Source organism: Streptomyces afghaniensis (assembly GCF_044327915.1).
GTDB classification, from domain to species: Bacteria; Actinomycetota; Actinomycetes; order Streptomycetales; family Streptomycetaceae; genus Streptomyces; species Streptomyces afghaniensis.
The window spans coordinates 612654-631331 of the sequence record NZ_JBIRGJ010000008.1; the positions used below are offsets into that span (position 1 = coordinate 612654).

18 protein-coding genes are annotated in these 18678 nt (G+C 70.8%); 9 read left to right on the forward strand and 9 right to left on the reverse strand.

Annotated elements, in window-relative coordinates; all coding sequences use genetic code 11:
• Positions 1 to 15: 15 nt before the first annotated feature.
• The 4 genes from ACH4G3_RS31810 to ACH4G3_RS31825 are packed head-to-tail and all read right to left on the reverse strand — an operon-like array spanning position 16 to position 3759.
• Positions 16 to 1530, reverse strand: a complete 1515-nt coding sequence (locus ACH4G3_RS31810; protein WP_397627738.1) for an ABC transporter permease — start codon at positions 1528 to 1530, stop codon at positions 16 to 18.
• Entirely contained in the window at positions 1527 to 2387 is an 861-nt protein-coding gene (locus tag ACH4G3_RS31815; RefSeq protein ID WP_397627739.1) for an ABC transporter ATP-binding protein, read from the reverse strand. The genes ACH4G3_RS31810 and ACH4G3_RS31815 overlap by 4 nt, the downstream gene beginning before the upstream one ends.
• Positions 2384 to 3220 (reverse strand): zf-HC2 domain-containing protein, encoded by an 837-nt coding sequence (locus ACH4G3_RS31820; RefSeq protein WP_397627740.1) that lies wholly within the window; start codon positions 3218 to 3220, stop codon positions 2384 to 2386. The genes ACH4G3_RS31815 and ACH4G3_RS31820 overlap by 4 nt, the downstream gene beginning before the upstream one ends.
• Positions 3217 to 3759, reverse strand: coding sequence for an RNA polymerase sigma factor (locus ACH4G3_RS31825; RefSeq protein ID WP_354738759.1), 543 nt, complete (start codon positions 3757 to 3759; stop codon positions 3217 to 3219). The genes ACH4G3_RS31820 and ACH4G3_RS31825 overlap by 4 nt, the downstream gene beginning before the upstream one ends.
• 231 nt (positions 3760 to 3990) lie before the next feature.
• Here ACH4G3_RS31825 and ACH4G3_RS31830 point away from each other — a divergent pair, with 231 nt between their 5' ends.
• From ACH4G3_RS31830 to pstB, 7 genes are all read left to right on the forward strand, one after another.
• Positions 3991 to 6357 carry an RNA degradosome polyphosphate kinase gene (locus ACH4G3_RS31830; RefSeq protein WP_354738761.1) on the forward strand — a complete coding sequence of 789 codons (2367 nt, stop codon included), beginning with the start codon at positions 3991 to 3993 and terminating at the stop codon, positions 6355 to 6357.
• On the forward strand, positions 6338 to 7471 hold the full coding sequence (locus ACH4G3_RS31835; RefSeq protein WP_397627741.1) for a CHAD domain-containing protein: 1134 nt from the start codon (positions 6338 to 6340) through the stop codon (positions 7469 to 7471). Before ACH4G3_RS31830 ends, ACH4G3_RS31835 begins: the two co-directional genes overlap by 20 nt.
• Positions 7468 to 7923 (forward strand): NUDIX hydrolase, encoded by a 456-nt coding sequence (locus ACH4G3_RS31840; RefSeq protein ID WP_397627742.1) that lies wholly within the window; start codon positions 7468 to 7470, stop codon positions 7921 to 7923. The genes ACH4G3_RS31835 and ACH4G3_RS31840 overlap by 4 nt, the downstream gene beginning before the upstream one ends.
• A 239-nt stretch (positions 7924 to 8162) precedes the next feature.
• Positions 8163 to 9284 carry a phosphate ABC transporter substrate-binding protein PstS gene (gene pstS / locus ACH4G3_RS31845; protein ID WP_397627743.1) on the forward strand — a complete coding sequence of 374 codons (1122 nt, stop codon included), beginning with the start codon at positions 8163 to 8165 and terminating at the stop codon, positions 9282 to 9284.
• 103 nt (positions 9285 to 9387) lie between these two features.
• Complete coding sequence (gene pstC / locus ACH4G3_RS31850; protein WP_392363860.1) at positions 9388 to 10389, forward strand: phosphate ABC transporter permease subunit PstC; 1002 nt, start codon at positions 9388 to 9390, stop codon at positions 10387 to 10389.
• Positions 10386 to 11441 (forward strand): phosphate ABC transporter permease PstA, encoded by a 1056-nt coding sequence (pstA, locus tag ACH4G3_RS31855; protein ID WP_397627744.1) that lies wholly within the window; start codon positions 10386 to 10388, stop codon positions 11439 to 11441. The genes pstC and pstA overlap by 4 nt, the downstream gene beginning before the upstream one ends.
• A 70-nt stretch (positions 11442 to 11511) precedes the next feature.
• A complete protein-coding gene (pstB, locus tag ACH4G3_RS31860; RefSeq protein ID WP_397627745.1) occupies positions 11512 to 12288 on the forward strand; it encodes a phosphate ABC transporter ATP-binding protein PstB in 777 nt (258 codons plus the stop codon).
• 119 nt (positions 12289 to 12407) lie between these two features.
• Here pstB and ACH4G3_RS31865 read toward each other — a convergent pair whose 3' ends face one another.
• Together ACH4G3_RS31865 and ACH4G3_RS31870 are read right to left on the reverse strand one after the other, a co-directional pair.
• The gene (locus ACH4G3_RS31865) at positions 12408 to 13406 is read right to left on the reverse strand and encodes an inorganic phosphate transporter (protein ID WP_397627746.1); all 999 of its coding nucleotides are present in this window, start codon (positions 13404 to 13406) and stop codon (positions 12408 to 12410) included.
• Between the two features lie 7 nt (positions 13407 to 13413).
• A complete protein-coding gene (locus ACH4G3_RS31870) occupies positions 13414 to 14034 on the reverse strand; it encodes a DUF47 domain-containing protein (RefSeq protein WP_020269925.1) in 621 nt (206 codons plus the stop codon).
• A 203-nt stretch (positions 14035 to 14237) separates the two neighbouring features.
• On the opposite strand from ACH4G3_RS31870, the gene ACH4G3_RS31875 reads away from it, so the two are divergent.
• The gene (locus tag ACH4G3_RS31875) at positions 14238 to 14606 is read left to right on the forward strand and encodes a metal-sensitive transcriptional regulator (RefSeq protein ID WP_397627747.1); all 369 of its coding nucleotides are present in this window, start codon (positions 14238 to 14240) and stop codon (positions 14604 to 14606) included.
• Between the two features lie 17 nt (positions 14607 to 14623).
• Here the strand turns inward: ACH4G3_RS31875 and ACH4G3_RS31880 are convergent, their stop codons facing one another.
• Together ACH4G3_RS31880 and ACH4G3_RS31885 are read right to left on the reverse strand one after the other, a co-directional pair.
• Positions 14624 to 14794, reverse strand: a complete 171-nt coding sequence (locus ACH4G3_RS31880; RefSeq protein WP_354738855.1) for a hypothetical protein — start codon at positions 14792 to 14794, stop codon at positions 14624 to 14626.
• 91 nt (positions 14795 to 14885) lie between these two features.
• Positions 14886 to 15734: an SCO4651 family lipoprotein gene (locus tag ACH4G3_RS31885; RefSeq protein ID WP_397627748.1), complete on the reverse strand. Its 849-nt coding sequence runs from the start codon at positions 15732 to 15734 to the stop codon at positions 14886 to 14888.
• 396 nt (positions 15735 to 16130) lie between these two features.
• Between ACH4G3_RS31885 and ACH4G3_RS31890 the strand changes: the two genes are divergently transcribed.
• Positions 16131 to 17678 (forward strand): FAD-binding oxidoreductase, encoded by a 1548-nt coding sequence (locus ACH4G3_RS31890; protein WP_397627749.1) that lies wholly within the window; start codon positions 16131 to 16133, stop codon positions 17676 to 17678.
• A gap of 116 nt (positions 17679 to 17794) precedes the next feature.
• On the opposite strand, the gene ACH4G3_RS31895 is transcribed toward ACH4G3_RS31890, so the two are convergent.
• Positions 17795 to 18511 (reverse strand): phosphatase PAP2 family protein, encoded by a 717-nt coding sequence (locus ACH4G3_RS31895; protein ID WP_397627750.1) that lies wholly within the window; start codon positions 18509 to 18511, stop codon positions 17795 to 17797.
• Positions 18512 to 18678 lie beyond the last annotated feature (167 nt).

Genomic DNA, 18678 nt, shown 5'->3' on the forward strand with positions numbered 1-18678 from the left:
CGACCAGCTCCCTGTTCAGTCGAGGCACTTGTCGTCCTCCTCGGGTGCCTTCACGCCCAGCAGCCGCGCCGCACGGGCCGCCGTCAGCTTCGGCTCGGTCAGTTCGGTCCAGTGGGACTTGACGCGCGCGGTGACCTCGCCGCGGGGCCGGTTCAGCAGCTCGCGCAGGACCTCCGTCTGGGCGGCCGTCATGTACATACCGTCCGTCGGCTGGAGCACCAGGGCCGAGCCGGTCACACTGTCGTCGAGGCGGACGCGGCGCAGTGCCGCCATCGGGTCGGACTCCCAGCCCAGGGCCAGCCACATGACGGTGACCATGCGGCCGTCGCACATCGAGGTGGCCGCCTTCTCCGTCCCCGCGACCAGCACGCCGGCCACGGCGGCGGAGAACTCGGGGACGCGGTTTCCGCCCCACCGCGTGCCCACGGTCACCTCGTGCGGCCGCTCCAGGGGCGTCAGCGCGCTGTCGCCGGAGAGGCCGTAACGGGCCTCGATCCGCTGCCGTACGACGAGATCCTGCTCGTGCGCGCTGCCACCGGCGAGGGACCGCACCCGGTCCACGACCCCGGCCCAGTCCGCTACCCGGGGTTCCCACTCGGGGAACGCGCAGTACGTCGACCCGTCCCGCCGGGCGCAGGACTGCACCTGCTCCGGATGCGCGGTGGCCCGCTCCCGGGCGCGGACCAGCTCGGGCGAGTCACCGCCGGCCTGGGCGACTCCGCCCACCAGCGTCATGGCCACCGCCCCGGCGACCCCGGCCGTCACCAGCGGCTTGGGGCCACCGGCGACCAGCACCGCCACCAGGCCCGCGCACAGCGCCAGCCCGGCCAGATACAGCGCGTGCCACGCGGCGGGCCTGCCCAGCAGGTCGGACGGCAGTGTGCCGCTGCTCGGCTCGCCGACCAGCGGCATGAGCCACCGGGTCGCGCCGTCGCTCGGGCCGCCCGTGAAGAACAGGAACAAGAACAGGAAGAACACGACCGTCAGCGGGGCGGCGACCGGCGACCTCACCAGCCCGGCCATGAGCAGTCCGACCAGCCCGGACAGCAACACGATCAGCGGCCCCACGAGCAGTTCGGCCCCCGAACCGTGCCCGATCGCCCCGGGCCTGAGCGCCTCCCGGCCGAACTGCCCGGCCACGCACACGGCGGTGAGCAGGGCCGCAGCCACGACCGACAGCGCATGGGCGACCGTACGCCGCCACGGCGGCAGGACCAGCACCGCGAAGAGCTGCTCCGTCCCGTGCCGACGCGAGCGCAGCGCCGCGTGGTTGACGGACAGCAGGACCGCGAGGCCGACCAGCATCGGCGCGCTCTGGGTGGCGCGGTCGACGTCCTGGAGGGCCGGGTAGCCGCCCCAGTCCTTCCCGTCGCGCCACACGGTCCAGCCGAGGTACACGAGGAAGGCGATGACCACCGGCGGCCTCGTCAGCAGCCGGCGGGTCTCGAACAGGGCCAGGGCCGCCACGGCCGCTCCCGAGGACCCGGGCCGTACATCGGACACGACCGGCCTCTCCACCACCGTCGTCATGCCGCCACCTCCGCGGCGTCACCGTCGAGGGTGAGCAGGTAGCCGTCCTCCAGGGTGGGTTCGAGCAGCTCGGCCCCGTCCGGCGGATCCCCCACGTTCCGGAAGGACCCGGTCCCCGTACGCCACCCCGCCCTGGCGCCCGGATCGCGCTCCGTGCTGCTCCACACCCGCCCGGCGGCCCGGGCCGTCAGCTCGGCCGGAGTGCCCTCGAACCGCACCCGGCCCCCGGCCATGACCAGCACCCGGTGACAGAGCATCGCCACGTCCTCCGTCTGGTGGGTGGACAGCAGCACCGTGCGCCCCTCCCCGGCCCCCGCGATCAGCTCCCGGAACCGCATGCGCTGTTCGGGATCCAGCCCGACGGTGGGCTCGTCCAGCACCAGGAAGCCGGGATCACCGACCAGGGCGGCCCCCAGCGCGACCCGCTGCCGCATGCCGCCGGACAGCTTGCGGATCCGCTTGCCCCGTACGTCGGCGAGCCCCACCTCGTCGAGCACCCGCCGCACCTCGCGGTGCCGGGCGGCCCGGTCGGTCATCTCCTTGAGGATCGCCACGTAGTCGACGAACTCGAAGGCGGTGAAGTCCGGGTGGAACCCCGGCGTCTGCGGCAGATAGCCCAGCCGGCGCCGCACCTCCTGCCGGCCCCGCGCGGTGCCCGGGTCGTGCCCGAGCACGGTGAAGGCGCCCCGGTCGGCCGGGAGGGCCGTGGCCAGGACCCGCAGCAGGGTGGTCTTTCCGGCGCCGTTGGGCCCGAGCAGCCCGGTGACGCCGCCGGTCAGCCGCAGCGACACGTCGTCGAGGGCCCGGGTGCCGCCGTAGTGGAGGCTGATCCCGGAGGCGGACACGGTCGGAGTCATACGGCACGTCCCTGGAAGAGATCGAAACGGTCACGGAAGAGGAAGAGCAGCCCGGCGGCGAGCGCGGCGACCAGCGCCGCCACGCCCTGCCCGGCGGCGGTGAACGGCGCGAGCGGCGCCTCGGGCCCCGCCCGCAGGGCTTCGGCCAGCACCAGCAGCCCGACCCACGCCCCGCCGGCCAGCGACGGCGCGAGCACCGGACCCAGCCGGGGCGTCAGCGCCAGCCCGGTCGCGGTGAGCGCGAGCGCGGGCAGCAGCCAGGCCAGCGCCCGCAGCCCGTACGCGGGCAGCGCGAGCGTCGCCAGGCCGTTCAGCCCCAGCACCACGCCCAGCACGGCCACCGTCCGGATCATCAGCAACCGGAACCCGTGCATCGGCGCGACGACGGCCATCTCGTACGTCGGATCCAGCGCCGGCCCGTACGACAGCGCCACCCCCGCCAGCGGCAGCAGCGGCGCGAGCGCGAGGAACAGCGTGGGGAACTCCCCGCCCCGCACGGCATGCCCCGCCCCGACGCTCAGCAGCAGCACGAGGACGACGGCCCCCAGCCACGACCGCCGCAGCACCGGCGCCGCCGCCAGCAGCCGCGCGGTGTGCCCGGCCACCCCGGCCCGCACCAGCAACGACTCCAGCAGCCCCGCCCGGGGCGCGTCGAGTTCGGCGTCGAGCCGCTCCCACCCCGCGTCGAGCACGACCGGATCACTCACCTCGGCGAGCACGCCCCGGCACGCGGCACAGGCGCCCAGGTGCGCGTCGGCGGACCACAGAGCCGGTACCGCCAGCTCGCCGCGCGCGTAGGCGCGCAGATCCTCTTCAGGCACGTGCCAGCTCATGCCAACGCCTCCCGCAACTGCTTGCGGGCCCGCATGGCCCGCGTCTTGACCGTCCCCGGCGGAATCCCCAGCAGCACGGCCGCCTCCCGGGTCGACAGCCCGTCGATGACGGTCGCCTGCAACACCGCCCGCAGCTCCGGCGACAGCCGGACCAGCGCGCCGGCGAGGTCCCCGTGCTCCACCCCCGCGAGCACGCGTTCCTCCGCCGACACCTCGTCGCGGTGCCTGAGCCGCGCCAGCGCCTGCCGCAGCCGCCCCCGGGCCCCGTCACCGCGCAGCGCGTCCACCAGCCGCCGCGACCCGATGCGCCACAGCCACCCGGCCACATCGCCCTCCTCCCGGTAGCGGGCCTTGCCCCGCCACACCGCGAGGAACGTCTCCTGCACGACGTCGTCGACGACCCCCAGGTCGGCGCACCGGCCCCGCAGCCGGGCACGGAGCCACGGCGCGTACCGCCGGTACAGCTCCTCGAAGGCCCGCCGGTCGGCGTCCGCGGCAACGGCCCGCAGCAGCTCCCCGTCGCTTCTCGTTTCGCTCACGTCTCCTCATCGGACCGCCCGGCTCGAACGGTTCACGAAAACACGCGTGACTTTCCGCCCCCGTACCGAACCGGCGGAACCGTCCACAGCCTGTGGGTGACCGCGGCAACCGTCCACAGCCCGGTGGTGACCCGCACACCCCCCTCCCGGACCCCCGCGAGCCGCCCCGCGCTATCCCACACGTCATGTCTCCGTAACCATCGATTCAGACGAGCTTGCGAGGCTCGGCCAATGACTCCCGCCGTGCCAGAGCCTTCACCGCCCCAAGAGGGGCCTGGGAGGAACGGGACCACTCATGTGACGCCCCCGCTCCCGCCCGCGCTTTCCGACGCGCCCGTGATGCTCGCGGCGCGGAAGAATGGGGCCATGAGCCAGCCGAACACCCAGGCACAGGTCCAGCACGCGCAGCCCTCCGTGGGCTCCATCGCAGCCCACCGACCGCACACCATCGCGGCGGCCGTCTCCGACCTCGAACCCGACATCGACGCCGACCTCGACGCGTACGAGGAGTCGCAGGTCGACGGCGTCCAGCTGCCACAGGGGCGCTTCCTCGACCGGGAGCGCAGCTGGCTCGCGTTCAACGAGCGCGTGCTCGAACTCGCCGAGGACCCGAACACGCCGCTGCTGGAGCGGGCCAACTTCCTCGCGATCTTCGCCAGCAACCTGGACGAGTTCTTCATGGTCCGGGTGGCCGGCCTGAAGCGCCGTATCGCCACCGGCGTGGCCACCCGCTCCGCCTCCGGCCTCCAGCCCCGCGAGGTGCTGGAGATGATCTGGGCCCGCTCCCGCGAGCTCATGGCCCGGCACGCCGCCTGCTACCACGAGGACGTCGCCCCCGCACTCGCGGAGGAGGGCATCCACCTGGTCCGCTGGAGCGAGCTGCAGGAGAAGGAGCAGGCCCGCCTGTTCACCCTGTTCCGGCACCAGATCTTCCCCGTGCTGACCCCGCTGGCGGTGGACCCGGCGCACCCCTTCCCGTACATCTCCGGCCTCTCCCTGAACCTGGCCGTCGTCGTGCGCAACCCGGTCACGGGCCACAAGCACTTCGCCCGCGTCAAGGTGCCGCCGCTGCTGTCCCGCTTCCTGGAGAGCTCCCCGGGCCGCTACGTCCCCATCGAGGACGTCATCGCCGCCCACCTGGAAGAGCTGTTCCCGGGCATGGAGGTGCTGGAGCACCACGCCTTCCGCCTCACCAGGAACGAGGACCTGGAGGTCGAGGAGGACGACGCGGAGAACCTGCTCCAGGCCCTGGAGAAGGAGCTCATGCGGCGCCGCTTCGGGCCGCCGGTGCGCCTGGAGGTCGAGGAGTCCATCGACCGGGAGGTCCTGGACCTGCTGGTGCGCGAGCTGAAGATCAGCGAGGCCGAGGTGTACCCGCTGCCGGGTCCGCTGGACCTCACCGGCCTGTTCCGGATCGCCTCCCTCGACCGGCCAGAGCTGAAGTACCGCAAGTTCGTCGCCGGCACCCACCGCGACCTCGCCGAGGTCGAGTCGGCCTCCGCGCCGGACATCTTCGCCGCCCTGCGCGAACGGGACGTCCTGCTGCACCACCCGTACGACTCGTTCTCCACCTCCGTCCAGGCCTTCCTGGAGCAGGCGGCCGGCGACCCGGACGTCCTGGCGATCAAGCAGACCCTGTACCGGACCTCGGGCGACTCCCCCATAGTCGACGCCCTCATCGAGGCCGCCGAGACCGGCAAGCAGGTCCTGGTCCTGGTCGAGATCAAGGCCCGCTTCGACGAGCACGCCAACATCAAGTGGGCGCGCAAGCTGGAGGAGGCCGGCTGCCACGTGGTCTACGGCCTGGTCGGCCTGAAGACCCACTGCAAGCTGTCGCTGGTGGTCCGCCAGGAGGGCGAGACGCTCCGCCGCTACAGCCACGTCGGCACCGGCAACTACCACCCGAAGACCGCCCGCCTCTACGAGGACCTCGGCCTGCTCACGGCCGACCCGCAGGTCGGCGCGGACCTCTCGGACCTCTTCAACCGCCTCTCCGGCTACTCCCGCCGCGAGACCTACCGCCGCCTCCTCGTCGCCCCCAAGTCGCTGCGCGACGGCCTGGTCTCCCGGATCACCAAGGAGATCCAGCACCACCGTGCGGGGCGGCCCGCGTACGTCCGTATCAAGGTCAACTCGATGGTCGACGAGGCCGTCATCGACGCCTGCTACCGCGCGGCCCAGGCGGGGGTACCGGTGGACGTGTGGGTGCGCGGCATCTGCGCGCTGCGCCCGGGCGTGACGGGTCTGTCGGAGAACATCCGGGTCCGCTCCATCCTCGGCCGCTTCCTGGAGCACTCGCGCGTGTTCGCCTTCGGCAACGGCGGCGAGCCCGAGGTGTGGTTCGGCAGCGCCGACATGATGCACCGCAACCTCGACCGCCGGATAGAGGCCCTGGTCCGGGTCACCGACCCGGCCCACCGGGCGGCTCTGAGCCGGCTGCTGGAGACCGGCATGTCCGACGCCACCGCCTCCTGGCACCTCGGCCCGGACGGCGACTGGACCCGGCATGCGACCGACGCGGACGGACAGCCCCTGCGCAACGTCCAGGAGATGCTCATAGACGCCCGGAGGCGCCGGCGTGGCACAGCAACACCTTGACCCGACGGAGCCCCTGGCCGGGCCCGCCCCCACCGGGGACACCCTCGCGGGCTACCTGAGGGCCCAGGCCACGGAGTTCCTCCGCGCGCTGCGCCTGCACCGGGAGAACGGATCCGGGGCGAACGGCGCGGAGGGGTCCGTCGAGGCGGCCCGCGCGCTGCGCCGCTCCGCCCGCCGCATCAGCGCCAGCCTGCACACGTTCCAGTCCCTCCTCGACACGGACTGGTGCGAGGGCATGCGCCCCGAGCTGGCCTGGGTCTCGGGCACCCTGGCCCTGGAACACGCGTACACGGCCCGCCTGGAACGCCTGCTGAGCGCCTTGCACCGCTTGTCGGGCTCCACGGCGATGCCTGCCCAGCCGGCAGGCGCGGCCGAAGCCGACGTAGTTGCGGGCAGTCGTGCCGCTGGGGCGGCGCCCGTCCCGACGAGAGCGGCACCCCGCGACGCCGGTCTGCGCACGCCCCCGGCCTCACCCCCGGAACGCGGCAACCTGACAGTCGGAGCGGCAAAAGCAGGCGCCCTGCTCGACCGCCAGCTCACCCTCGCCCGCACCCGAGCCCACTCCACCGCCCTCCAAGCCCTCGGCTCCAGCCGCTTCCACGCCATCGCGGACAAGGTCGCCGTCCTGGCCAGCGAGGTCCCCCTCACCCCGGCCGCGGCCACCGCGGACCTCCGCCCCCTGGCCACCGCCGCGAAGGACCGCCTCACCGACGCCGTAGCCGCCCTCCCCCTGATCACCGCGGGCCACCCGTACAACGCCGCCGCCCTCATCCACGGCCTGTCCCCGGACACGGTCCCGCACCCGCAGGACGCCCCCTGGCACCAGGTCCGCCTGCTCCTGCGCCTGCACCGCTACGCCCGCGAAGCCGTCAGCGGCCCCAAGGGCAACACCGTCGTCGATCTGCGCCTGCTCTCCGCCGGCCAGGCACTCAACCGCCACCGCGACGCCTCGGAGGCGGCGGCAGCGGCGGCCCAGGCGGCCCGTACCCCGCGGATCGCTCCGGCCACGGCCTACGCCCTCGGCGTGCTCCACGCCGACCAGCGGCACGAGGTGGAGGCGGCACGCTTCGCGTTCCAGCAGGCCTGGCAGAAGGAGGCGGTGAGCACCCGGTGAGTTCGAGTTCCGGCTCCCCGGAGGACACCACCGTGCAGGCCGCTGGCTGCGTCCTGTGGCGCCGCTCCCCGGTCACCGGCGGGCTGGAGCTCTGCCTCGTGCACCGGCCGAAATACGACGACTGGTCCTGGCCGAAGGGCAAGCTGAAGCGCGACGAGGAGCCGCTCGCCGGTGCCCTGCGCGAGGTGGCGGAGGAGACGGGCTGCCGGGCCGAGCCGGGCGCCGAGCTGCCCACCCAGCGCTATCTGGCGAACGGCCGCCCCAAGCAGGTCCGCTACTGGGCGGCCGAGGCGATGTCCTGCGCGTTTTCCCCGACCGACGAGGTGGACCGGGTGCTGTGGCTGACACCTTTCGCCGCCCGCGCCCGCCTCACCCGGCCCCACGACCGTCCCTTGATCGACGCGCTGCTCGCCGTGCTGAACCCGTCACGACCCGCCGGAAGAACGGACTGATCCCCTCCGGTACGGGAAGCGGAAGCCGGACACACTCTCCCCGTAAGCATTCCGTGACCTAACCGCACCTTAGGCAGGGGTTCACCCCTCGTTCATTTGTGGCCATCGGCGCCTTCACCTGATCTGTCTAATTTCGGCCGTACCAGATGCGAGCCGCGCCCGCTGCGCGCGGCCTCGTCCAGCGTCACCAGACTTCGCACGCCGCCGATTCAGGACGGCGGCTCCTGGAAGGAACTCAAGTGAAGCTTCAGCGCATGAACCGGCGGGCCCTCGCTCTCGGTGCTCTCGCCGTCTCCGGCGCCCTGGCCCTCACGGCGTGCGGCTCCGACGAGACCGGCAACCCGGACGGAGGCTCCTCGAACGCCGCCGCGCCGAGCAACATCAAGTGTGACGACGCCTCGGGCCAGGTACTGGCCGACGGCTCCTCCGCGCAGAAGAACGCCGTCGACGCGTGGGTGAAGCAGTTCTCGGCGGCCTGCAAGGTGGAGATCAACTACAAGGCCGGCGGTTCCGGTGCCGGTGTCACCGCGTTCACGCAGGGCCAGGTCCCCTGGGCCGGTTCGGACTCGGCGCTGAAGCCCGACGAGGTCGAGGCCTCCAAGAAGATCTGCTCCGGCGGCCAGGGCATCGACCTGCCGATGGTCGGCGGCCCGATCGCCGTCGGCTACAACGTCCCCGGCGTCGACAAGCTCGTCCTGGACTCCGCGACGATCGCCAAGATCTTCGACAGCAAGATCACCAAGTGGAACGACCCGGAGATCGCGAAGCTGAACCCCGACGCGAAGCTGCCCAACCTCAAGATCCAGGCGTTCCACCGCTCTGACGAGTCCGGCACCACGGACAACTTCACCAAGTACCTGATCGCCACCGCCAAGAAGGACTTCCCCTACGAGGGCGGCAAGGCCTGGCAGGCCAAGGGCGGCCAGTCCGCTCCGCAGTCCTCCGGTGTCGCCGCGCAGGTCAAGCAGACCGCGGGCGCGATCGGCTACTTCGAGCTGTCGTACGCCAAGGACGGCATCAAGACCGTCGCCATCGACACCGGCGCCGCCAAGCCGGTCGAGGCGACCGTCGAAAACGCCACCAAGGCGATCGCCGAGGCCAAGGTCGTCGGCACCGGCAAGGACCTCGCGCTGCAGCTGAACTACGGAACCAAGGCCGACGGCGCCTACCCGATGGTCCTGGTGACGTACGAGATCGTCTGCGACAAGGGCAACAAGGCCGACACCCTGCCCGCCGTCAAGGCGTTCCTGCGCTACGCGGCCTCGGAGGACGGCCAGAAGATCCTCGCCGAGAACGACTACGCGCCCATGCCCGACGAGATCATCACCAAGGTTCGTACGACCGTCGAGAGCCTGAGCTGACCTGAGTGCGGTCCGGTCCCCCCAGCGGGACCGGACCGCACCGTCCGGTGCACCGCCGCCAAGGGCCGCACAGCACGTGCGGTTCCGCAGACCGGAGAACCCGATGGACACAACACAGATAGCTGACGCACCTCCTCCCACGCAGCCGCCCACGGCCGAGCAGAAGCGCGCGGCGCGTGGCGCCACCCGACCCGGAGACCGGATCTTCCTCGGTCTGTCCCGTGGCTCGGGCATTCTGCTGCTGGTGATCATGGCCGCGATCGCGGGCTTCCTCACCTACCGCGCCGTCCTCGCCATCAGCAAGGACGACGGCAACTTCCTGACCACCTTCGAGTGGAACACCGGTGTCAACCCGCCGGTCTTCGGCATCGCGGTCCTGGCCTACGGCACGATCGTCTCCTCGATCATCGCCATGGTCATCGCGGTCCCGGTCTCGGTCGCCATCGCGCTGTTCCTCACGCACTACGCCCCGCGCCGGCTGCGCGGCCCCATCGCCTATGTGATCGACCTGCTGGCCGCCGTGCCGTCCATCGTCTACGGCCTGTGGGGCGCCCTGGTCCTCGTTCCGCACATGAACGGCCTCTTCGGCTGGCTGAACGACTACCTCGGCTGGACCGGCATCTTCTCCTGGCAGGGCGGCGCCGCACGCTCCATGCTCACCGTGGGCATCCTGCTCGCGATCATGATCCTGCCGATCATCACCAACGTGAGCCGCGAGGTCTTCCGCCAGGTCCCGCAGATGCACGAGGAGGCAGCCCTGGCGCTCGGCGCCACCCGCTGGGAAGTGATCCGCATGGCGGTCATCCCCTTCGGCCGCTCCGGTGTCATCTCGGCCTCGATGCTCGGCCTCGGCCGCGCCCTCGGCGAGACGATGGCCGTCGCCACCGTGCTCTCGCCCGACTTCCTGATCCACACCAGCCTGCTCGACCCGGGCGGCGGCACGTTCGCCCAGAACATCGCCAGCAAGTTCAGCGAGGCCACCGAGTTCGGCCGTGACGCGCTGATCGCCTCCGGTCTGGTCCTGTTCGTCATCACCCTGCTGGTCAACGGCGCGGCCCGCGCGATCATCGCCCGCCGCAAGGAGTACTCGGGGGCCAACGCATGAGCACCGCAACCATCACCCCGAAGGGCCCCAGCTCCCTGCGCGGCGGCCAGTTGCCCAAGTGGGCCCCGTGGGCCATCGCCGCCGGATCCGTCGCTCTCGGACTCGGCATCAGCGCCGCCGCCGGCCTGCACAGCAGCATCCAGTGGGCCCTGATCGCCGCGATCCTGCACGTCCTCGGTACGTACGTCATCGCGGCCCGGGTCGAGAACCGCCGCCAGGCCAAGGACCGCGTGGTCACCTCGCTGGTGTGGGTCGCGTTCCTGCTCGCCGTGGTGCCGTTGGCCTCGCTGGTGTGGTCGACCGTCCAACGCGGCGTGAAGGTCCTCGACGTCTACTTCCTGACCCACTCGATGGGCGTGGTCGCCGACTCGGAGACGGGCGGCGGCATCTACCACGCCATCCTCGGCACGCTGGAGCAGGTCGGCCTCGCCACGCTGATCGCCGCGCCGGTCGGCGTGCTCACCGCGATCTACCTGGTGGAGTACGGGCGGGGCAACCTCGCCCGGGCCGTCACCTTCTTCGTCGACGTCATGACCGGCATCCCGTCGATCGTCGCCGGCCTGTTCATCCTCAGCCTCATGCTGATGTTCGAGCTGGAGCCCTTCGGCTTCGCCGGGTCACTCGCCCTCGCGATCCTGATGATGCCGGTCGTCGTCCGCTCCACGGAGGAGATGCTCAAGCTCGTCCCGAACGAGCTGCGCGAAGCCTCTCTCGCGCTCGGCGTGCCCAAGTGGCGCACCATCCTGAAGGTGGTCCTGCCGACCTCGCTCGGCGGCATCACCACCGGCATCATGCTGTCCATCGCCCGCATCGCCGGTGAGACCGCGCCCGTGCTGCTGCTGGTGTTCGGCAGCAAGTTCATCAACGCCAACCCCTTCGAGGGTGCTCAGGCATCGCTCCCGCTGTACATCTACCAGCAGTACGGATCGGGCGAGGTCACGGCGTACGACCGCGCCTGGGCGGCGTCGCTCACCCTGATCGCCTTCGTGATGATCCTGAACCTGGTGGCCCGCGGGATCGCCCGCTGGAAGGCCCCGAAGACCGGTCGCTAAACCGTCAATTTGCGGCTACCGCCGCGCGGGGCCACACAGCGACCCCCAGACTTTCGGAAGTGAAGTAGACATGGCCAAGCGAATCGACGTAAGCGGACTGACCGCCTACTACGGCTCCCACAAGGCGATCGAGGACATCTCGATGACCGTCGAGCCGCGTTCGGTGACGGCGTTCATCGGCCCGTCCGGCTGCGGCAAGTCGACGTTCCTGCGCACGCTGAACCGTATGCACGAGGTGACGTCCGGCGGCCGGGTCGAGGGCAAGGTGCTCCTGGACGACGAGGACCTCTACGGCACGGGCATCGACCCGGTGTCGGTCCGCCGCGAGGTCGGCATGGTGTTCCAGCGGCCGAACCCGTTCCCCACGATGTCGATCTTCGACAACGTGGCGGCGGGGCTGCGGCTGAACGGCAACTACAAGAAGAACGAGCTCTCCGACGTCGTCGAGCGCTCCCTCAAGGGCGCGAACCTCTGGAACGAGGTCAAGGACCGCCTGAACAAGCCCGGCGCGGGTCTGTCCGGCGGTCAGCAGCAGCGCCTGTGCATCGCCCGCGCCATCGCGGTGGAGCCGAACGTCCTCCTCATGGACGAGCCCTGCTCGGCCCTGGACCCGATCTCCACCCTCGCCATCGAGGACCTGATCGGCGAACTGAAGGAACGCTTCACGATCGTCATCGTGACGCACAACATGCAGCAGGCGGCGCGCGTCTCCGACCGCACGGCCTTCTTCAACCTCGCGGCGGTCGGCCAGCCCGGCAAGCTCATCGAGATCGACGACACGGAGCGCATCTTCTCCAACCCGTCGGTCCAGGCCACGGAGGACTACATCTCCGGCCGCTTCGGCTGAGCCGCCCTCGCCGAGACCCCTCGCGGTGCTGCATGGCGGTGCCACCGCGAGGCCGAAAAGGGCCCGCCCCTCTCCCAGGGGGCGGGCCCGTTCGCGTACAGCGCCAATGCCGGGCAGTCCTACAGGAACGCCAGATTCACGATCCCGTACGAAGCCGCGGCCACGATCGCCGCAGCCGGCATCGTGATGAACCACCCCAGGATGATGTTCTTGGCGACACCCCACCGCACGGCGTTCACCCGCTTCGTCGCCCCGACCCCCATGATCGCCGAGGTGATGACGTGCGTCGTCGAAATCGGCGCCTTGAACAGGAACGCCGTGGCGAACATGATCGACGCCCCCGTCGTCTCCGCCGCGAACCCCTGCGGCGGATCCAGCTCGATGATCTTCCGCCCCAGCGTCCGCATGATCCGCCACCCGCCGGCATACGTCCCCAGCGACAGCATCACCGCACAGGCGATCTTCACCCAGACCGGAATCGGATCGCCGTAGTCCTCGACATCCGCGATGACGAGCGCCATCACCACGATGCCCATCGTCTTCTGCGCGTCCTGAAGACCGTGCCCCAGCGCCATCCCGGCCGCCGAGACGGTCTGCGCGATGCGGAACCCGCGCTTGGCCTTGTGCGGGTTCGCCTTCCGGAATATCCACATGATCGCGGTCATCACGAGGTAGCCGGCCAGGAGACCGACCACCGGGGAGATGAACATGGGGATGACGACCTTCTCGAGCACCCCGCTCCAGTAGACCGTCGTCCCGCCGGCCAGCGCGGCACCGACCATCCCGCCGAACAGCGCGTGCGAGGAGGAAGAGGGCAACCCGAAGTACCAGGTGATGAGGTTCCAGACGATCGCACCCACCAGCGCGGCGAAGAGGATCCCCATCCCCTTCGATCCCACCGGCGTCTGGATCAGCCCCTCGCTGACCGTCTTGGCGACCCCGGAGCCCATGAACGCACCGGCGAGGTTCATCACCGCGGCCATGGCCAGGGCGGCCCTCGGCGTCAGCGCCCGCGTCGACACGGACGTGGCGATCGCGTTCGCCGAGTCGTGGAAACCGTTGGTGTACGTGAAGAACAGCGCGACCCCGATGGTCACGACCAGAGCAAAGGTGTCCATGAAGGGCTCAGGACTCCTTGACGGCGATGGTCTCCACCGTGTTCGCCACGTGCTCGAACGCGTCCGCCGCTTCCTCCAGCACGTCCACGATCTGCTTGAGCTTGAGCACCTCGATGGCGTCGTACTTGCCGTTGAAGAGGTGCGCGAGCAGCTTGCGGTGGATCTGGTCGGCCTGGTTCTCCAGCCGGTTGACCTCGATCCAGTACTCGGTGAGGTTCTCCATCGTCCGCAGGTGCGGCATCGCTTCGGCCGTCAGTTCGGCAGCGCGCGCCAGCACCTCGATCTGCTGCTCGACGCCCTTGGGCAGTTCCTCGACGTTGTAGAGGACGACCAGGTCGACGGCCTCCTCCATGAAGTCCATGATGTCGTCGAGGGACGAGGCGAGGGAGTAGATGTCCTCGCGGTCGAACGGCGTGATGAACGAGGAGTTCAACTGGTGGAAGATCGCGTGCGTGGCGTCGTCACCTGCGTGTTCCGCTGCCCGCATACGCTCTGCGATCTCGGCCCGGGCGGAAGCGTCCGCCCCGAGCAGTTCCATCAGGAGTTTCGAGCCCGTGACGATGTTGTCCGCGGATGCGGCGAACATGTCGTAGAAGCTCGTCTCCCTGGGGGTCAGACGAAAGCGCACGTGGGGTCCTCGGCTTGCTTCGGTTTCGGTCAGGCTGATGCTAGGCGCATCATTCGGCCACGGCTATCGGGCCGCCCACCAGTGTCGCCCATCAGGCACAGTGATGAGCACGGGGGCGGTCCAAGGGCCGTATACCCCGCAAAGTTCGGTACCATATACCCACTAGGGGTATATGTCAGCGCACAGCCCACCAGGAGGACGCGATGACTGACGTGACCGACGTTACGAATGCCGGGGATGTCACGGATGTCACCGCCGGGGCAGACATCGTGACCGACCACGACCAGGGCGTGCACGGGTACCACAAGCAGAAGGACGAACACCTCAAGCGCCTGCGCCGGATCGAGGGCCAGATCCGCGGCCTGCAGCGCATGGTCGACGAGGACGTCTACTGCATCGACATACTCACGCAGGTCTCCGCCTCCACCAAGGCGCTCCAGTCCTTCGCCCTCCAGCTGCTGGAGGAGCACCTGCGGCACTGCGTCGCCGACGCGGCCGTCAAGGGCGGTGACGAGATCGACGCGAAGGTCAAGGAGGCGACCCAGGCGATCGCCCGCATGCTGCGGACCTGACCCGGGCCTGCCGCTGTTCAGCGCCTGGAGGCGTCCCGCTCCTCGGCCACTTTCAGCACCTCGTCGATGCTCTCCAGGCTGAGCCGCTCCTCGTGGGCGGCCGAGGCCGCGATGATCAGCTCTCCGCACAGCTCGATCTCGGCGAGGGCCACGTGGTCCTGAACTGCCGTACCGCCGACCGGAGCCACGTGCATCACCTCATCTCTGCCGTTCCCCACTTCCTAGAGTAGGGAGCGGCCTACACACCGCGCATGGCACGGACGGGCTAGTTCGCGCCGGTCACTCCTCGGCGATCTTGCCCGCGTAGATGTCGTCGGTGTCCGGCAGCCGTACGCGCACCGAGGCCCCGAAATCGTAGAGCAACGTCGTCGAGGCGACGGCCACGGGGCTCTGCTGCCCGCCCACGAAACTGAACCGGTGCCGGACCTTGCGGATCCGCCCCTCGTCGTCGAGGTAGACGTCGAACGGCACTTCGGCCGTGGCGAACCCTTTCGCCGCCGCGCTCAGGGACTCCTTGTTGCCGTCGGAGGCCTTCTTCGCGGCAGCGCCGAGATCCGCCGTGCCCCGGTAGTGCCGCACCCTGGTGCCCGCGACCTCGGTCCGGCCCACGAACGTCGCCGACCGCGTCCCCCGCAGCACCTCGGCCGCCGCGAACGGATCGGTGGCCCCGCCGGTCACGAGGTTCCCGTCGGACAGGGTCCGCGTGTCCACCCGCACCCACTTGTCCGCGGGCACACCGGCGCCCCGGTTCTTCATGAAGAGCGCTCCCGGCGCGAGCAGTTCGGTGATGGGCCGGCGCTCGGTGGCCCCCGCGGGGTCCTGCGGCAGCAGCACCTTCAGCTGCCCCATCCGCTTCCGGTAGTCGTAGACACCCGCGCCCCGGATGGTCACCCGTGTCCCGCCGGCGGCCATCTCCATCGACGTCCGGGCCTTCGAACTCCCCGCCTGCACCAGCTGGTCCGCGGCCCGGTGCAGCACGACGACCGCGTCCCCGCCCCGGGCATCGCCGGCCACCGCGTCACCGCCCGCGCACCCTCCGGCCCCCAGCCCCACCCCGGCCACGAGACCGGCCGCGACGACCGCCGCACCCGTCCGCCTGTGCCGCCGTTCCCGCTGCCGCCCAGTCATCGCCTGCCTACCCCCAGCCGGTACGTCCGTCACGGGCCCCCTTGTTGTTCCGGTTAACGACCGGTATGTGACCCCGTCACGCGAGCCCGCGGGACTCGGCATACGAAGCCTTTACCCGCGCTGGGTAACGTGGTCGCCGTGGCGCAGCAGGACGGGCTGGAACCTCCCCCCAACCTCCCGGAACACAGCACGACGACGCAGGAGAAGGGCCGCTTCTGCATGGCCCGCTGCACCTGTGGCTGGCACGGACCGGCCAGAAGGGCGAGAAGCCAGGCACGCACGGACGCGGAGAACCACCGGGCCGGCTGACGCGGTCGTGCCACCGGGCGATGGGATCCGCATGGAACCCCCACCGCCACCACCCCGTCTCCCAGGACGGAACCACCGGGAGGCCCCATGGAACGGCGCACATTCCTCGCAGTCGGCACGGCGGGCATCGCCACGGCCGCGACCCCCCTCACCGCGGCCTGCACGACGTCGGACACCCGCTCCAGGACCACGGCCACCGCCAGGACCGCCACCACCACGAAGACCACGGCCGCCAACTGGTCCGCCCTCGCGCGCGACCTGGACGGCCCGCTCATCCGCCCGGGCGACACCGACTGGAAGACGGCCAGGCAGCTCTACAACACCCGCTTCGACACCCTCAAGCCCGCCGCGGTCGCGTACGTGTCCCACCAGGACGACATCCGCACCGCCCTGGCCTACGCCCGCCGCCACGCCCTGCGCGTGGCGATCCGCAACGGCGGCCACTCCTACGCCGGCTGGTCCTCCGGCGACGGCCGTCTGATCATCGACGTCTCGAAACTCAACCGCGTCCGGGCCTCGGGTGACACCGCCGTGATCGGCGCCGGCGCCAAACTCATCGACGTCTACCGCGCCCTGGCCGCGAAGGGCATGACGATCCCCGCCGGCTCCTGCCCCACCGTCGGCGTCTCCGGCCTCACCCTCGGCGGCGGGCACGGAGTGGTCTCCCGGGCCTACGGCCTGACCTGCGACAGCCTCACCCGGGCCACGCTGATCACCGCGGACGGCAAGCAGCTCACCGCCGACGCCCGCGAACACAAGGACCTCTTCTGGGCCCTGCGCGGCGCGGGCAACGGCAACTTCGGCGTCGTGACGGAGCTCCACTTCAAGACCCACCCGGCCCCGCAGGGCGTCTCGGCGTACCTGTCCTGGCCGGCGTCGAAGGCGGCCGCGGTGGTGCGGGCCTGGCAGGAGTGGGGCCCCTCGCAGCCGGACGAGATCTGGTCCTCCCTCCACCTGGCGAACGCCGCCGGCGGCAACCCGACCGTCTCCGTCGCGGCCTTCTCCCTCGGCACCTACGGCGAGCTCCAGAACGCGGTCGACCGCCTCGCCGACCGCGTCGGCGCCTCGGCGAGCAGCGTCTCCCTGCGGCGCCGCTCGTACGAGGAGTCGATGGAGGTGTACGCCGGCTGCTCCTCGTTCCCGACGGACGCCCAGTGCCATCTGCCCGGCTCGACCCCGGGCCGTTCCCCGAAGGGCGCCCTGGGCCGCGAGACGTACGCCGCGGCGTCCGACTTCTTCGACCGCTCCCTCTCGGCGGCCGGTATCCGCACGCTGCTGTCCCAGATCAGGTCGGTACGCGGCGGCACGGGCAGCATCGCCCTCACGGCCCTCGGCGGAGCGGTGAACCGCGTCTCCCCGACGTCCACGGCCTTCGTCCACCGCCGCTCGCGCATGCTGGCCCAGTACATCGCCGCCTGGCGCCCGGGCACGACGGGCACCACGGCCCGCGACTGGCTGGCCTCCGCCCACAAGTCCATGCGCCCGTACGCCTCAGGCGCGGCCTACCAGAACTACACGGACCCGACCCTCACCAACTGGCGCAAGGCGTACTACGGCGACGCGGCACCCCGCCTTGCGAAGCTGAAGAACGAATACGACCCGAACCGCTTCTTCACGTACCCGCAGGCCCTATAAGCACTCAGCTCGCTCAGCTGCGGGCAGTCGTGCCGCTGGGGCGGCACGGGTGGGCGCAGCCGCACCCCGCTACGCCGGGCTGCGCAACGCCCCGCCCTCAGCACCGACGCCGAGCACTACGCGGCAAGGTCCCGCTCGGACGCCCCCGCGGCCTGCTCACTCCGCGCCCCGGGAACCACCGCATCGGCCCCGTCACCACCGGCCCCGCGCCCACGAGCCCGCACGAGCCACCCCACCCGAGGCGACCGCTCGACCGCTCGCGTGACGGGCGTCAACAACGCCATGGCCACCGGCGACAACAGCAACGCCACAGCCGTCCCCAGCGCGAACCCGCCCACGACATCCGTCGGGTAGTGCACGCCCATGTAGACGCGAATGAACCCGCCGAACACGGCCAGCACCAACGCGACCAGCCCGAACTTCCGGTTCGCCACGAACAGCCCGACCGCCATCGCCATGACGATCGTCGCGTGGTCGCTCACGAACGAGTAGTCGTTCTTGCCGGCGACCAGCACCTCGAGCCCCTGATGGTCGAGGAACGGCCGGGGCCGCTCCACGAAACCCCGTATCGGCACGTTGACCAGCACGGCGATACCCGCCGCGAGCGGCGCCCAGACCAGCGCCGCGACGGAGGACGCCGCGTCCTCCTCGCCCCGGCGCCGCACGGACCACCAGCACCAGAGCACGAGCAGGACGATGGCGAGCAACAACCCGTACTCGCCGACGAACTCCATGACCCGGTCGAACCACGGCGGCGCGTCCTTGGCCAGGCCATTGATGTCGTAAAGCAGGTCGACGTCGGGGTTCGACCCGGATTCGGCGAGTCCAGCCATGATGCTGCGGCCCCTTCGTCGTCTCTCCCGGCGCACCTGAGTGTGCGCCGCTCCAGCCACCCCCGTGGTTGTAGATCCGCTTCCGCTGCACGCGTCCGTGACACGTGCCGACTTACGTCTGCTCGGCTACGTCAACAGGAACGCATGGTCCCCGTTGATACGTTCCA